The organism is Jeongeupia sp. HS-3 (assembly GCF_015140455.1).
GTDB lineage: Bacteria > Pseudomonadota > Gammaproteobacteria > Burkholderiales > Chitinibacteraceae > Jeongeupia.
Genome location: NZ_AP024094.1, coordinates 2,508,652 through 2,522,568, shown reverse-complemented (window position 1 = coordinate 2,522,568; position 13,917 = coordinate 2,508,652). Strand labels below are relative to the sequence as shown.

General features: G+C 65.4%; 13 protein-coding genes. 6 read left to right on the top strand and 7 right to left on the bottom strand.

The genetic code is table 11. The annotated features are described in order from the left end of the window. Window positions 1-4 precede the first annotated feature (4 nt). The 3 genes from JLC71_RS12055 (at window position 5) to JLC71_RS12045 (ending at window position 3,220) form a co-directional block, all read left to right on the top strand. A complete protein-coding gene (locus JLC71_RS12055; RefSeq protein WP_200915713.1) occupies window positions 5-2,083 on the top strand; it encodes a site-specific recombinase in 2,079 nt (692 codons plus the stop codon). After that, on the top strand, window positions 2,046-2,651 hold the full coding sequence (locus JLC71_RS12050; protein ID WP_200915712.1) for a 2OG-Fe(II) oxygenase: 606 nt from the start codon (window positions 2,046-2,048) through the stop codon (window positions 2,649-2,651). The genes JLC71_RS12055 and JLC71_RS12050 overlap by 38 nt, the downstream gene beginning before the upstream one ends. 74 nt (window positions 2,652-2,725) lie before the next feature. Next, window positions 2,726-3,220 (top strand): outer membrane lipoprotein, encoded by a 495-nt coding sequence (locus tag JLC71_RS12045; protein WP_236250878.1) that lies wholly within the window; start codon window positions 2,726-2,728, stop codon window positions 3,218-3,220. A gap of 54 nt (window positions 3,221-3,274) precedes the next feature. Here the strand turns inward: JLC71_RS12045 and JLC71_RS12040 are convergent, their stop codons facing one another. Together JLC71_RS12040 and JLC71_RS12035 are read right to left on the bottom strand one after the other, a co-directional pair. Beyond that, the gene (locus tag JLC71_RS12040) at window positions 3,275-4,954 is read right to left on the bottom strand and encodes a Na/Pi cotransporter family protein (RefSeq protein ID WP_200915711.1); all 1,680 of its coding nucleotides are present in this window, start codon (window positions 4,952-4,954) and stop codon (window positions 3,275-3,277) included. A 252-nt stretch (window positions 4,955-5,206) separates the two neighbouring features. Next, window positions 5,207-6,094: a DMT family transporter gene (locus JLC71_RS12035; protein WP_200915710.1), complete on the bottom strand. Its 888-nt coding sequence runs from the start codon at window positions 6,092-6,094 to the stop codon at window positions 5,207-5,209. A 91-nt stretch (window positions 6,095-6,185) separates the two neighbouring features. Between JLC71_RS12035 and JLC71_RS12030 the strand changes: the two genes are divergently transcribed. Beyond that, window positions 6,186-6,974 carry an AraC family transcriptional regulator gene (locus JLC71_RS12030; RefSeq protein ID WP_200915709.1) on the top strand — a complete coding sequence of 263 codons (789 nt, stop codon included), beginning with the start codon at window positions 6,186-6,188 and terminating at the stop codon, window positions 6,972-6,974. Between the two features lie 586 nt (window positions 6,975-7,560). On the opposite strand, the gene metF is transcribed toward JLC71_RS12030, so the two are convergent. From metF to JLC71_RS12010, 4 genes are all read right to left on the bottom strand, one after another. Next, window positions 7,561-8,391 (bottom strand): methylenetetrahydrofolate reductase [NAD(P)H], encoded by an 831-nt coding sequence (gene metF / locus JLC71_RS12025; protein ID WP_200915708.1) that lies wholly within the window; start codon window positions 8,389-8,391, stop codon window positions 7,561-7,563. A gap of 78 nt (window positions 8,392-8,469) precedes the next feature. Beyond that, the gene (locus JLC71_RS12020) at window positions 8,470-8,619 is read right to left on the bottom strand and encodes a hypothetical protein (RefSeq protein ID WP_200915707.1); all 150 of its coding nucleotides are present in this window, start codon (window positions 8,617-8,619) and stop codon (window positions 8,470-8,472) included. Further along, window positions 8,616-9,302 carry an LrgB family protein gene (locus tag JLC71_RS12015; RefSeq protein ID WP_200915706.1) on the bottom strand — a complete coding sequence of 229 codons (687 nt, stop codon included), beginning with the start codon at window positions 9,300-9,302 and terminating at the stop codon, window positions 8,616-8,618. The genes JLC71_RS12020 and JLC71_RS12015 overlap by 4 nt, the downstream gene beginning before the upstream one ends. Continuing rightward, window positions 9,299-9,727: a CidA/LrgA family protein gene (locus JLC71_RS12010; RefSeq protein ID WP_200915705.1), complete on the bottom strand. Its 429-nt coding sequence runs from the start codon at window positions 9,725-9,727 to the stop codon at window positions 9,299-9,301. Before JLC71_RS12010 ends, JLC71_RS12015 begins: the two co-directional genes overlap by 4 nt. Window positions 9,728-9,832: 105 nt before the next feature. Between JLC71_RS12010 and JLC71_RS12005 the strand changes: the two genes are divergently transcribed. Together JLC71_RS12005 and JLC71_RS12000 are read left to right on the top strand one after the other, a co-directional pair. Further along, complete coding sequence (locus tag JLC71_RS12005) at window positions 9,833-10,714, top strand: LysR family transcriptional regulator (RefSeq protein ID WP_200915704.1); 882 nt, start codon at window positions 9,833-9,835, stop codon at window positions 10,712-10,714. A gap of 91 nt (window positions 10,715-10,805) precedes the next feature. Beyond that, entirely contained in the window at window positions 10,806-11,948 is a 1,143-nt protein-coding gene (locus tag JLC71_RS12000) for an HD-GYP domain-containing protein (protein WP_200915703.1), read from the top strand. Here JLC71_RS12000 and JLC71_RS11995 read toward each other — a convergent pair. Further along, a complete protein-coding gene (locus tag JLC71_RS11995; protein WP_200915702.1) occupies window positions 11,938-13,914 on the bottom strand; it encodes a helicase-related protein in 1,977 nt (658 codons plus the stop codon). The two genes, JLC71_RS12000 and JLC71_RS11995, sit on opposite strands and share 11 nt — an antisense overlap. Window positions 13,915-13,917: the final 3 nt, after the last annotated feature.

Here is a 13,917-nt window from a genome sequence, read left to right as displayed (position 1 = left end):
CCGAATGGAAGCCACCCTGCGAGTCATGGTCAGCGCGCCGACCGAGCGCGCCTTCGACCTGTTTCGCGAGCTCGTCGATACGATGCGCCCGCGTGACCACGCCGACGCCGTCGCCGCGAACAATGCGGTGCAGGCCTTGGCCTATCTGCTTGAGCAGTACCCCGATTACCGTGCCGCCTTGCGGCGCCATCTGCTGTACCTGCTGTCGACGCGCAAGCAGGTACAGCTGTATACCGACACCGGCATTCTCTCGAACGAGACCTTCTACACCGCGCTGACGCGGCGCATCGGCTACCGCGTGCTGCCGCCGGTGTTCAACCGCTACTCGCTCAAGGACGTGTTCGGCGCGCTGTTTCATCGCAAAACCGATTACATCTGGCTCGAAGCGATCAGCCGCGAGGCCTGGCTGGCGCTGGGGCGATCGCTGCACTTTCACGACGAGACCGATCAGGGCAGCATCAACAAGACCAGGGTGCAGGTGCTCGAAGCGATCCAGGTGCTGTCGTGCCGGCTCTCGGCGATCGGGCTGGAGCCCGAGCTGGTGCGCAACAACCCGGATATCGAACGCTTCGAATCGCCCTTTGTGCGCCAGAACGTTGAAACGCTCGCCTATATCGAGCATTACCGCAGGACGATGATTGACCAGACGCTGCCCGAAGAGGATGTCAAATCCATCCTGGTGCTGCTGGATCAGTGCGAGGAACTGATCGCCAAGGTCAGGAAAAGCGCAGCCAAGAACGGCATCTCGGTCGGCCTGACCTACCACATGGTGCGGCTCTACCAGCACGTCGAGCGCATGCGCATGCTGTTGCTGCTGATCGACCCGGTGCCGAATCCGGACAAGGCCGAGCTGATCATCGACGGCCTCGTGGCGCTGGTGCGCGCCGAGAACCGCAAGTACCGGATCCGCGACGTCTTTGCCGACAATACCTCGCTGCTGGCACTGCAGGTGACCGAACACGCCAGCCACACCGGCGAGCATTACATCGCCGAAACACGCAGCGAATGGATGGGCATGTTCAAATCGGCCGCCGGCGCCGGCGTGATCGTCGGCTTCATGGCGCTGCTCAAGCTGCTGACCGCCAAAGCGCACATTCCGCCGCTGCTCGAGGCGATCCTGTTCGGCCTCAACTACGCGTTCGGCTTCATGCTGATCCACATGCTGCATTTCACCATCGCCACCAAGCAGCCGGCGATGACGGCGGCGAAGATCGCCGCGACGATTCACGCCAGCAGCAAACGCGGCAAGACGCAGCGCGTCGATCTGGACGAGCTGACCGGGCTGATCGTCAAGGTGATCCGCACCCAGTTCATTGCCATCGTCGGTAACGTCGCGCTGGTGATGCCGGTGGCGCTGCTGATCGCGATGAGCTGGAACTGGTACTTCGGCGCACCGGTGATCGACACCGCCAAGGCCGACCACCTGCTGCGCGATCTATCGCCGGTCGCCAGTCTGGCGCTGTTCCACGCGGCGATCGCCGGTTGCTGCCTGTTCCTGGCCGGGCTGATTTCGGGCTACTACGACAACAAGGCGATCTACAACCGCATTCCCGACCGGGTCGCGGCGCTGCCGTGGCTGAACTGGCTGGTCGGCGAATCGCGCGCCAAACGGCTGGCCAAGTACATCGAGAACAACCTCGGCGCGCTGGCCGGTAACTTCTACTTCGGCATGATGCTCGGGATGATCGGCACCGTCGGCTTCCTCTTGGGGCTGCCGATCGACATCCGCCACATCACCTTCTCGTCGGCCTATTTGTCGTTCGCGGCGGTGGCGTACAACTTCCAGCTCGACTGGCATATCGTCGCGATGTCGGTGCTCGGCATCGCGCTGATCGGCATGACCAACCTCGCGGTCAGCTTCGGCCTGGCACTGTGGGTGGCGCTGCGTTCGCGCAAGCTGACCTTCCAGGCGACCAAGCCGCTGCTCGGCAAGCTGGCGCGCCGCTTCATGCGCAAGCCGGGCGAGTTCTTCTTCCCGGCCCGTGCGCCCAGACCGGCTGAGCCGGTCGTGCAGCAGGCGTTGCCCAACCATCAGGAGACCGTACGTGAGTGGGTTCGATTGCGTCGCCAGCGCGCTGGTTGATACCGGCTGGTGCGTGCTGCCGGGCTTCCTCAGCCCGGCCGAGGTGAGTGCGCTGGTGGCGTCGTCGCAAGCGCGCCGCACCGACTTCGCCCGCGCCGGCGTCGGCCGTGCCGGCGGCCATGCGGTCAACGGCGAGATCCGTGGCGACGAGGTGCTGTGGCTCGACCATGCCAGGACGGCTGACGCGGACCCGGCGGCGAGCGTTGCGCAGGGCCGGCTGGAGGCGCTGCGCGGTGAACTCAACGCCGCGCTCTACCTCGGTCTGGCCGAACTCGAATGCCATCTGGCGGTCTATCCGGCAGGGCGCTTCTACAAACGCCATCTGGATCAGCATCGCGGCGAGGACACCCGCGTTGTCACCATCGTGCTCTACCTGAACCCCGAGTGGGGCGAGGATGATGGTGGTGAACTGCGGCTCTACCTCGATGACGGTCGCCACATCGACGTTCCGCCGCTGGGCGGTACGCTGGCGGTGTTCATGTCCGACCGCTTCGAGCACGAAGTGTTGCCGGCGCGGCGCGAGCGCTGGTCGCTGAGCGGCTGGTATCGGCGGCGTGCGCGGGTGTGACATCGTCCACAGCCGCCGCGGTCGTCGATCACTACAATTGCGACATTGATGATCGACTACCGGGAGGGCTCACGATGCGTGCCCCTAAACTGATTGCCCTGATGCTGGCCGGCGCCAGCGTCGTTTTCGTTGCCGGCTGTGCCAATACCTCGGCCGATGTCTATAACCGCGACCAGATGATGCGCGCCGCGACGGTGCAATCGGGCGCGATCGAGAATCTGCGCTCGGTGAAAATGGAGGATTCCACTGGCGTCGGCACCATCGCCGGTGGCGCGATCGGCGGGATTGCCGCCGGTACGAATATCGGTGGCGGCAATGGCCAGATCATTTCGGGCATTATCGGCGCCCTCGTCGGTGGCCTTGCCGGTAACGCGATCGAGAAGGGCGTGACCCAGCAGGATGCCTATGAGGTGACCGTGCGGCTGGATAATGGCCAGCGCATCGTCGTGGTCCAGAAGGCCGATACGCCGCTGGCGGTCGGCCAGCGCGTCGACGTGCTTACCGACAGCAAGAGCACCCGTATCGTGCCGGCGAGCAATGCCGTGCCGGTGCAGCCGACCGGTCTGTAAGCGGCTGAGCAGCCAATCAAAACGGCCCCGATGGGGCCGTTTTTCATGTGGCAACTAGACCCGCCCGGCGGCGCCATGCCAGACCTCGGCGTCCTGTACCTTCGGGCGGGCGGGCGTGCCGCCCTGTTCGAGCACCGGATAGGCGATCGCGCAGATGTGCGAATGGATGCGGCGCAAATCGCGCAGTACGTCGAGGTGCAGCGAGCTTGAGGCAATGCTCTCGGGCACGCCGTCGCGCAGCCGCGCCAGGTGGTTGTCGGCGGCTTCCCGTCCCAGCTCGCGCACCGCCATCCGGCTTTGCAGCAGCGATTCGGCCGTGGAAATATCGCTCGACATGAACACCGCCTGCGCGTGGTGGAAGCTTTCGAGTACCTCCAGATGCAGTCGCGACAGCTCGGCGGCGCCGTCGTGTGAAAAGCTCAAGCGCCCGCGTACTTTCTTGCCGGCCAGCTCCATCAGGTTCTTGTCGACGATATCGCCGATATGCTCCATGTTGATCACATAACCGATGATCGCCATCGCCCGTGCCGCATCTTGCGGCGACAGACTTTCGCGGGTGATCTCGGTGACGTAGAGCTTGATCGCCTCGTGCAGCCGGTCGACGGCGTTGTCGCGGCGAGTGATTTCGAAAATCCGGTGTCTGTCGTCGCCGAGCAGCACGGGCATGCTCGATCGCAGCATGTCCTCGACGATATCGCCCATATGCAGCGCCTCGCGCGTGGCGCACGACAGCGCCAGCGACGGCGTGCCGATCGCCGACGGATCGAGGTAGCGCGGCGCGTCGGGCTGGTCGGCGGCGGTGTTGTTTTCGGGGAAAACGCGCTCCAGCAACCGCGAGACCGGCTTGAGCAGGCCGATGAAAAACAGCGCGATGCCCAGATTGAGCAGGGTATGAAAATCGGCGACCAGGTGGCCGGGGTCGGGCCAGAGCCTGGCGAGCGCCTGCGCGAGCGGATTCACCGCTGCGAGCAGCAAGAGGCAGGTGCCGCCGCGCAGCAGCAGGTTGCCGGCCGGCAGGCGGCGGCGCAGATTGTCGTTGCCCTTGTTGCCTTCGAAATACGGGTTGAGCGCGCTGCCGATATTGGCGCCGAGCACCATCGCCAGCGCGGTGCTGGCCGGGATCGCGTGCGAGCCGGCGAGCGACATCACCAAGAGCACGGTAGGAATGCTCGAATGCGCCAGCCAGGTCAGCACCGCGGCAATCGCCGCGTTCGGCAAGGGCTGGTCGGCCAGCACGTCGAGGATCGCGCGCATTGCCGGTGCCGCTTCGGCCGGCCGCATGGTTTCAACCAGCAGCCGCAGCGCCAGCAGCATCAGCCCGATACCGATGAAGGCGCGGCCGAAATCGCGCGTCTGCGAGCCTTTGCCGCGCTCGAACATCAACAGCCCGGCGATCAGACACAGCGGCGATACCCAGCCGAGCTTGAGCGAGAAAGCCTGGACGATCAGTGTCGAGCCAAGATTGGCGCCCAGCATGATTGCCAGACCGGCAATCGGCGTCAGCAGCCGGCGCGCGGCGAATGAGGTCGCGATCAGGCCGGTCGCGGTACTGCTTTGCAGCACGGTGGTGATCGCCAGCCCGGCGCACAAGGCGCGCCAGCGGCTGCCGAGGCTGCGGCTCATCAACTGGCGCAGCGATGCACCCAGCGCCCGCATGAAACCGGTTTCGACCATGTGCAGCCCCCAGGTCAACAGGGCGACACCACCGGCAAGATGAAGCAGCACGAGCATCATGCGTGTTCTCCCCAAGCCGGGGCCGGGCAGCCCCGGGGTACGCTTGCGAACCGGCCGCCGCTGCTCTGCAGCATGCCGGTTCTGGCGTTATTAGTTCGGACCTTGATCCAGCGTGTTCGTCTGGCGACAGACACTGAACAGGTTCTTACGGCTTTATCCAGTGTTGACCATGGCGAAGGGTTTGGCTGCCTCCTTGTGTGGTCTTGCGCCGACAGGCGTGTACCACCTCATCGGCACGCCGGGTGAGCAGGATCAGGCCGGGTGGCGCGACAACGGCCGTTTCCAGCGCTCGCTCAGCAGCACGCCGGCCAGCGTCAGCACGCCGCCGACGAGGTGGTACCACGCCAGCCGCTCGTGCAGGACAGGCGTCGCGGCGATCAGCGCGGTGAACACCGGCGACAGGTTGAACAGCAGCGTGGTGCGGCTGGGCCCGGCCTTGGCCACGCCGTGCATCCACAGCAGCGGTGCGAGCATCGACGCGAACAGCCCGGCGTACAGCACCAGCGGAATATTGGCGGCCGAAAGGCCGACCTTGGGTGATGCAAGGTAGAGCGGCAACAGCAGCACCACCGCCACCAGGATCTGCAGGTACAGCAGCACCAGCGAAGGCAGCTTGATCTGCCATTTTTTCAGCAACACGCTGTAGAGCGCATACGCCAGTGTCGCGATCAGCATCAGCGCATCGCCGGTGCCGACGCCGTGTTGCAGCAGCGCCGCCACGCTGCCGCCGGAGACGACGATCAGCACGCCGGCGAACGACACCACCGAGCCGGCGATCGCGCCCAGCGTCAGCCGCTGGCCGAGTAGGGCGATCGCCAGCGCCAGCGCCATCATCGGCATCAGCGACAGGATGATGCCCATATTGGTCGCCGAGGTGCTGTGCGCGGCGTAGTAGGCGAGGCTCTGGTAGATGACCATGCCGAGCAGGCCGAGCACGACGATCTTGCCCGCCTGCGCCCGCAGGGCGGCGCGGTGCTGCAGCAGCGGCCGCAGCATGAACGGCGTGAACAGCAGCGCCGCGAGCAGCCAGCGATAGAAGCCGATCTCGGCCGGGCCGATCGCGCCGGCGGCGAGCTTGTTGACGACGGTATTGGCGGCCCAGATCAGCACCGCCAGCACCGGAAAGAGCAGTTGTGTCATCGTGATCTCCGGAGTCTGGTACGGATTGTCCGCCTGTCTTATCGGCTGGATATAATGAATTCCAGACATTCGATCCCGGGTTCCGGACAATATGGCGCAGCAATATTCCCCCCGCACCGATCTGCCGGCGCTGGCTTACCCGATCTGCTTCCGCTTCGATGCGCTCGCCGCCGATACCGAATGCCAGCCGCACCGGCACGATTTCGGCCAGCTCAACTATGTGTCGCACGGGGTGATGCAGGTCGATGTCGGCGGCCAGCGCTTTCTGTCGCCGCCGCAATATGCGGTCTGGCTGCCGCCGGGCGTCACTCACGGTAGCTACAACCGCATGCCGGTGCTGTACCGGGCGCTCGATCTCGATGCGAGCCTATGTACGGTGTTGCCGGCGCAGCCGTGCACGCTGGCGATCAGCCCCTTGCTGCGCGCCATCCTTGTCGATTTCGCCGAGCGCGGCGTGGCCGTGCCCGAAAGCGGGGCCGACCGGCGGCTGGCGCAGGTCGTCGTCGACCAGCTTGCCTGCGCGCGGGTCGAACCGCGCTATCTGCCGCTGGCCGAATCGCCGGCGCTGGTCGGCGTACTTTCTGCGCTGCAGGCCGACCCCGGCGACAACCGCCCGCTGGCGGCGTGGGCGGCCAGCGTCAACGTCACCGAGCGCACGCTGGCACGGCATTGCCAGCGGGAGCTGGGGATGAGTCTGGGCGAATGGCGGCAGCGGCTGCGATTTTTGCGGGCGATCGACGCGCTGGAGGCCGGCCGCAGTGTGCAGGTGATTGCGCTGGATCTCGGTTACAGCACGAGTTCGGCGTTTATCGCGATGTTCCAGCGGCAGGCGGGGACGACGCCGGAGCAGTATCGGCGGGAGGTGGCTGGGAAGGTTTAGGCTTAGCGCCTGCGGCGCGGTTTTAAAAGCGTTAGGTGCGCGTTCCGCCGCGCTAACGGGAAGGGAGCTTTGTCTCGCCAAAGCCCCCTTCACCCCAAAGGCGACCCGCGCCCTACGGCCCTCCGGGCTTCCCTCGATCGGTCGCGAGCCAAGCGATAAAACTGCTTGTCTCGCTCCACTCCTCGGCGCTGGCGAACGGGATTGAAAAGCGGCTCTTTTCAACGCCAAAGGATCATTACCACCATTTCATTCTCGACCAACTGCATACCGCCCAGATCCCCTCAGTAGCGCCGAGCAGCGCAAGCCGCCACGGGGCTGTCGGGGATCGCTGTTTGAGCGCAGCGAGTTTGCGATTCCCGCCGTGGCGACTGAGCAGCACAGGGCACCCGCGAAGCGGGCGCGGATGCGGGGTCGCCTTTCTTTGGGTACTTTCTTTGGCGAAGCAAAGAAAGTACCCCGTCCGCCGGGCGGAACCGGCATATCAAAACACCGCGCCGCAGGCGCTAAGCCGTTGACCTGCTCGCGCCACGGCCACGTATGAAAAACGGCCCTTCCGGGCCGTTTCGCTGTGTTCATCAATCGCTTCTTAAAATCCTAACCGCTGGCAAACCGTGCTCACCGCCCCAGCGGCGTTCAGCGTATAGAAATGCAGCCCCGGTGCGCCTTGCGACAACACCCGATCCGATAGCTCGGTAACGAAATCGAGGCCGAAGGCGCGGATCGATGCGCTGTCGTCGCCGAACGATGCCAGCCGCAGCTTGAGCCAGCGCGGGATTTCGGCGCCGCACATGTCGGAGAAGCGCGAGAGCTGGCTGAAGTTCTGGATCGGCATGATGCCGGGGACGATGGGGATGCTGACGCCGCGGCCCTGTACTTCATCGACGAAGCGGAAGTAGGCGTCGGCGTTGAAGAAGTACTGGGTGATCGCCGCGTCGGCGCCGGCGTGCACCTTGCCGACGAAGGCGCGCAGGTCGGCCTCGGCGCTTTGTGCCTGCGGATGGTACTCGGGGTAGGCGGCGACTTCGATGTGGAACCAGTCGCCGTGCTGTTCGCGGATGAAGGCCACGAGCTCGTTGGCGTAACGGAATTCGCCGACGTCGACCATGCCCGACGGAATGTCGCCGCGCAGCGCCACGATGCGGCGGATGCCGTGTTCGCGGTAGCTCGTCAGCAGCTCGGCAATGGTCGAGCGGGTCGAGCCGATGCACGACAGGTGTGGCGCCGCCTGATGGCCTTCGGACTGGATTTCGAACACCGCGTTGCGGGTGCCGTCCTGCGTGGTGCCGCCGGCGCCAAAGGTCACCGAAAAGAACTCGGGCTTGAACTGGGCGAGTTGGCGGCGCGTGTTGCGCAGTTTCTCGACGCCTTCGGGCGTTTTGGACGGGAAAAATTCGAAGCTGATCGGCGGGCGGGTCATGGCGGCTGTTCGGTGAAAAATCCCGTCAATCTTACCACCGCACCGCCGCCCGGTAGCGTCAGCGCGCCTGCAATCGCTTCATGTTGGCGTGAGTTTGCCGCGTGGCGGCGCCAACGGCTCGACCTCGGGCGTGCCGCCGACCACGTCGCTGCGCTGCGGCGTGCGTTTCGGTTGTACGCGCAAGCGTGCACGGCGGCGTGCACAGCACCAGGGAATCGGACGTTTCATAACCACGCTCCAAGCAGCGGTGAGATCAACACCATGGCAATACCGGCCATGGTCATGGTGAGGCTGGCGACGACGCCTTCCTCGTTACCGATTTCGCGCGCCTTGGCGGTGCCGGCACCGTGGCTGGCCGCGCCGAACATCGCGCCGCGCGCCATGCGCGAGCGCAGCGGCAGCACCCGCATCACCGTTTCGCCGATCACCATGCCGAACACGCCGGTGACAACGACGAACAGCGAGGTCAGCTCGCGCGAACCGCCAAAGGCGTCGGTCGCGACCACGGCAAACGGCGTCGACACCGAGCGCGACAGCAGGCTGTGCGTCAGCTCGTCGGGCAGCCGGAACAGCCTTGAGAGCAACCACGACGAGCCGATACCGAGCGCCACGCCGGCCAACACGCCGACGCTGAGCGTGAGCGGATTGCGGCGGATGATGTCGCGCTGGTCGTAAATCGGCACGGCAAATGCAATAGTAGTTGGACCAAGCAACCAAACCAGCCAGTGCGCGTCGGCATTGTAGACCCGATACGGTAGGTCAATCGTCAGTACTATTGCCATCAGCACAAGGGGTGCCAGCACGATGGGGGCAAACCAGATGCGGCGATGCCGGCGGTACAGCGACTTGCTGGCGTAGTACACCGCAATGGTCACGATCAGGCTGAGCGGGGCGAGCAGGGCGGCGTTCATTGCAGTGCTCCGGCGAGCTGGCGGCGACGCGATTTGGCGCGGATGCGGCGGCGGTGCTCCCAGCGGAACACGATGTCGACCACCAGCGCGGTGCCGGCCATCACGATCAGCGTCCCCAGCGCGATCACCGCGATCAGCTGCAAGCCTTCGGCCTTGAACAGCGCGCCGAACTGCACCACGGCGATGCACGGCGGAATGAAGAACAGCAGCATCTCGGCGAGCAGCCATTCGGCGCCGCGGCGGATCGTATCGGTATGCAGTACGCCGCACAGCAGCAGCGCCAGCACCACGCCCAGGCCGATCACGCTGCCCGGAATCGGCGAGGCGATGACGCGGGCAAACCAGTCGGTGGCGAACCAGACGGCAAAGATCAACAGCAATTGGGTGACCAGCCTGAAGAGCCCGGTCACACGGGCGGTAGCCATGACGGCCTCCTGAGGAATACAGCCCGAAGTGTATGCCGCCACATTGATTACAAAGATGAATTATCCTTATGGAATCGATGCCAATCTGGAATGACAAGGGCCGACATGGAATTGCGTACCCTGCGCGCGTTTGCCGAAGTCGCCCGCCGTGGCAGCTTCACGCTCGCCGCCGAGCACCTGTTCGTGACCCAGCCGACGGTGAGCAAGCTGGTGCGCCAGCTCGAAGACGAACTGGGGCAGCAGCTGTTCGTGCGCGAAGGCAAGCGGCCACGGCTGACCGATGCCGGCAGCGTGGCGCTGGCGCATGCCGAGCGGATGCTCGCCGACGCCAGCCAGCTGCGCGCGGAGCTGGACGGGCTGTCCGGGCTGGCGCGCGGCGAGCTGCGCATCGGCGTGCCGTCGCTGGGGGGGAGGGTGTTCGTGGCACTGATCAGCGAGTTCAAGCGTCATTACCCGGGCGTCGAGCTCAAGCTGTTCGAGGACGGCGCGATCGCGATCGAAGCGGCGCTGCTGGCCGGCGAGCTCGAACTCGGCGGGCTGCTGCGTCCGGTTGACGATCCGCGCTACCAGACGCTGACGCTGGTACGCGACCGGCTGGCGCTGATCGCACCGGCGCGCTCGGCCTGGGCGCACCGGCCGCGGATTGCGCTGGCCGAGCTGGCCGACGAACCCTTCATCCTGTTCACCCCCGGTTTCGCGCTGAATGACCGGATCGTCTCGGCGTGCGCCGATGCCGGCTTCGCGCCGCAGGTCACCGGTCGCAGCGGCCAGCTCGGGCTGATCCAGGCGATGGTGCGCGGCGGCATCGGCGTCGCGCTGCTGCCGACGTCGGAAATCGCTGCGTCGGCGCGCGACGGGCTGGCGGTGTGCGAGCTGGAAGCCGATATCCCGTGGGAAATCGCGCTGGCGTGGTCGCGCGACGGTTACCTCTCGCACGCTGCACGCGCGTGGCTGGCGCTGGCACAAGCGCGTTATCCGGACGCCTGAGCGCGCTTCCTCGCCCATCCGCTTTGCTCAAGCAACGAGCGCTGCGGCAGTGCCTATACTGGCAAACATCAGCGTTGCTTTGGAGCCGCTCATGTCGCACTCGGAAGATCGGTCAGGTGGCACGCGTGCCGGCGCCCCGGCGGTGCCGCTCTTCGTCGGTGCCGGCTTGCGCGGCGAGGAGATTGCCGAGCATGCGCAGCAGGCGCTGCAGCAACTGCCTACGCTGGCCACGCTGATCGCGCGCTCAAGTGATCCGCTCGCCTACAAGCACGCTCTGGCCGGCTTGCCGCTGCCGGAAAAACTTTCGCGTCAGCTGGCCCGCTTGTTTGCCGAGAGTCCCGAGCTATATCAGCATCATTTGATCGTTGCCATCCTTGCCGATTACCTCGCCGCCGGTTCGCTGCGACCGGAGGCCGATCGCACCGCCTTGCTGATCGCGGCGCTGTTCCACGATATCGGCCTTGCCAGACTTGATAGCCTGATCCCGGCCAGTGGCGATGAGGCAAGCTTGAGCGTGATCGATGCACATCCTCAGGCCGCTGCACAGCTTTTGCGCAGCTGTCCGGAAGTCCCCGAAGCCGCCGTGCTCGCCGTGCTGCAGCATCACGAGCGTATCGACGGCAGTGGCTATCCGGCGCATGGCGCGCACAGCGCACTGCACCCACTGGGCGAGTTGCTGGCGGTGGCCGAGGCCGTAGGCTCGGTCATGCCGCATCGCAGGCCAGCGGCTGTGCTGATCTGGCTGCGGCTGATCCGCTCCTGTTTTCTAAGCGGTGCGATTGACCTGCTGGTGCGCGGTTTGCAGGGGATTGTCCTGCCCGGCCACAGCCAGCCTTCCGAAGCACGGTTATTGATTTTGTCCGAGCAACTGGGCGGGCAAGTGGCCTTGTTCGACGATTGGCGGGCCCAGCGCAGCCGTTTGCAGGCCGCCGAGCTGCCCGAATTCGTGATCGAGCGGCTGGAGCGGATCTACGGCATGCTCACCCAGCTCGGCATCGATCCACGCCGGTTCGAGCTGGCGCTCGATTACGCCATCAATGACGAGCAGGTCGCGCAGGAGCTGATGGCGCTGGTGCAGGAGGTCGACTGGCAGATCGGTGATCTGCTGCGCGAAATCGGACGCCAGGCGCTGCCGAAAACGGGCGCCTGGCCGTGTTGGCGGATCGAGCTGGAGGCGCTGGTGCAGCGCCTGCGCGCCGCGCGCGGCGACCATACCGCCAGCCCTAGCGGTTAAAGCGCCGCCGGCCGCCGTTTTTGGGCGGGTGCGCCTGCCCGTGGCCTTGCCGTTGGCGGCTGTTCTGCTTTTGCAGCATCAAATCGATTTTCTCCGACGTCGACTGCATCAGCGATTGCGCCATCTCCTCGTGCGGGAAGGTTTCGGGCATCCGGTAGCCGAGCCAGGCATAGGCCGAATAGAGCTTGCAGCTGTCTTCCAGATATTGCAGCTCGTTGCGCCCGCCCATGCCTTCCATGCGCAACAGCGACGATGGGCGTTTGTCGGCGTGGTTGCGCGCCCAGTCCTGCAGCGCGCTTTCCAGCATCGGGATCTTGGTCGATACCGGGCACAGACTGAAGGTGACGCGATCTTCCAGCGACATATTCAGCGCATCCAGCCAGCGGGCTTTTTCCATCTGGTCGGACAGGTTGGCCGGCAGGAAAAATTCATCGTGCACATTGATGTGCTTGGTGAAGAGTTCCAGCAGCGCATGCAGCTTGGTCTGGCCGGTCGCGGCGGAAATCTGCCGCAGGTAATCGATATTGGGCGCGACAAAGAAACCGGTTGCCGGCAGCGGCTCGGGCTTTTCGCGCAGCAGCTCGGCGATGATCTTGTGGGTGCGGGCGTCGAAACCGGCGACAAAGCCCGCTTCGTGCGCGCCAAAGCGCCCGGCCCGGCCGGCGATCTGCTTGGCCAGGCTGGCGGTGATCGTGCCTTCGCTGTAACCGTCCCACTTGTTGGCGGTGGTGAAGATCACCCGGCGTGCCGGCGTATTCAGCCCCATGCCGATCGCGTCGGTGCCGACGATGATCTTGGTGTCGCCCGAGACAAAGCGCTCGGCCTGCGCCTGACGCACTTCGGGCGACAGGTTGCCGTAGATCGCCGACACGGCGAAGCCCTCGCTAATCGCCTGATCGCGCCAGTTGAGCACCTCGCGGCGCGAAAACGCGATCAGCACGTCGCCGGGCTTGAGGTGCTTGAGCGAGCCCAGCGGCGCCGGATCCATGGTCAGCGGCGACTTGCGTTCCAGCGTACGGATTTCCAGCGTGCCGCCGACGCGCTTGACCAGCGATTCGATCGCCTCGCGCGCTTCGAGCGCGCCGAGCAGGTAAACGGTGTTGGCCGGCACACCACACACCGCCGCCGTCCAGGCCGCGCCGCGATCGGGATCGTCGAGCAGCTGGATTTCGTCGATCACCGCCACGTCGATCATCTTGTTCGGGTTGAGCATCTCGACGGTGCTGGCGACGTGGGTCGCTTGCGGGTGCAGCTTGCGCTGCTCGCCGGTGATCAGGCTGACCGCGACGCCGGCATCGAGCAGCCGGTGATAGTTCTCCAGCGCCAGCAGCCGCAGCGGCGCGAGGTAGGCGCCGGTTTTAGCTTTGGCCAGATGCTCCATCGCCGCGTGCGTCTTGCCCGAGTTGGTCGGGCCGAGCACGGCGATGAAATGCCGCGGCATGCTCTGCGCCATGCCGAACGATTCCGGGTACAGCGACAGATTCACCGCATCGCGGGTTTTTTCGGCCTGCCGCGTCGCCGCGCGCGTGCCTTGCTGGGCATTGATCCGGTCCAGCGCCAGCCGGCAGCGATCGCTGGCGCGTTCGTACTTGGCCTGCAGCGCGTTGAGTGCACCGGTCGGATCGATTTCGCATTCGGTGGCGATGTCGATCACGGCATCGGCGCAGTCGTGCAAAGCGGCTTCCATCGTGCGCTGCGCGGCGGCATTCCAGCGCTCCTGCAGCAGCGCCAGCTTGGCGGTCGTCGTCAGCTTGCGCCACTTGGCCGTTTTGCCGAGAAAACCGGCATCGGGCACCACGTGGTAGGGCACCACGCGATCCCCGACACGGATTTCCCCGTGAACCGAGACGGCATAGCTGCCGTCGGTGGTGACCAGCGTGGCGCGGTGCGCTTGCAGATATTCGGCAAGCGCGCTGATTTCGGCGGGTTCGCTCGGTTCGGCGTGTTCGGTGAAGGTGTCGGTCATTGG

Coding starts and splice junctions, on each gene's coding strand:
- JLC71_RS12055 (WP_200915713.1), top strand. CDS start 5: ATGGAAGCCACCCTGCGAGTCATGGTCAGCGCGCCGACCGAGCGCGCC.
- JLC71_RS12045 (WP_236250878.1), top strand. CDS start 2,726: ATGCGTGCCCCTAAACTGATTGCCCTGATGCTGGCCGGCGCCAGCGTC.
- JLC71_RS12040 (WP_200915711.1), bottom strand. CDS start 4,954: ATGATGCTCGTGCTGCTTCATCTTGCCGGTGGTGTCGCCCTGTTGACC.
- JLC71_RS12035 (WP_200915710.1), bottom strand. CDS start 6,094: ATGACACAACTGCTCTTTCCGGTGCTGGCGGTGCTGATCTGGGCCGCC.
- JLC71_RS12030 (WP_200915709.1), top strand. CDS start 6,186: ATGGCGCAGCAATATTCCCCCCGCACCGATCTGCCGGCGCTGGCTTAC.
- metF (WP_200915708.1), bottom strand. CDS start 8,391: ATGACCCGCCCGCCGATCAGCTTCGAATTTTTCCCGTCCAAAACGCCC.
- JLC71_RS12020 (WP_200915707.1), bottom strand. CDS start 8,619: ATGAAACGTCCGATTCCCTGGTGCTGTGCACGCCGCCGTGCACGCTTG.
- JLC71_RS12015 (WP_200915706.1), bottom strand. CDS start 9,302: ATGAACGCCGCCCTGCTCGCCCCGCTCAGCCTGATCGTGACCATTGCG.
- JLC71_RS12010 (WP_200915705.1), bottom strand. CDS start 9,727: ATGGCTACCGCCCGTGTGACCGGGCTCTTCAGGCTGGTCACCCAATTG.
- JLC71_RS12005 (WP_200915704.1), top strand. CDS start 9,833: ATGGAATTGCGTACCCTGCGCGCGTTTGCCGAAGTCGCCCGCCGTGGC.
- JLC71_RS12000 (WP_200915703.1), top strand. CDS start 10,806: ATGTCGCACTCGGAAGATCGGTCAGGTGGCACGCGTGCCGGCGCCCCG.
- JLC71_RS11995 (WP_200915702.1), bottom strand. CDS start 13,914: ATGACCGACACCTTCACCGAACACGCCGAACCGAGCGAACCCGCCGAA.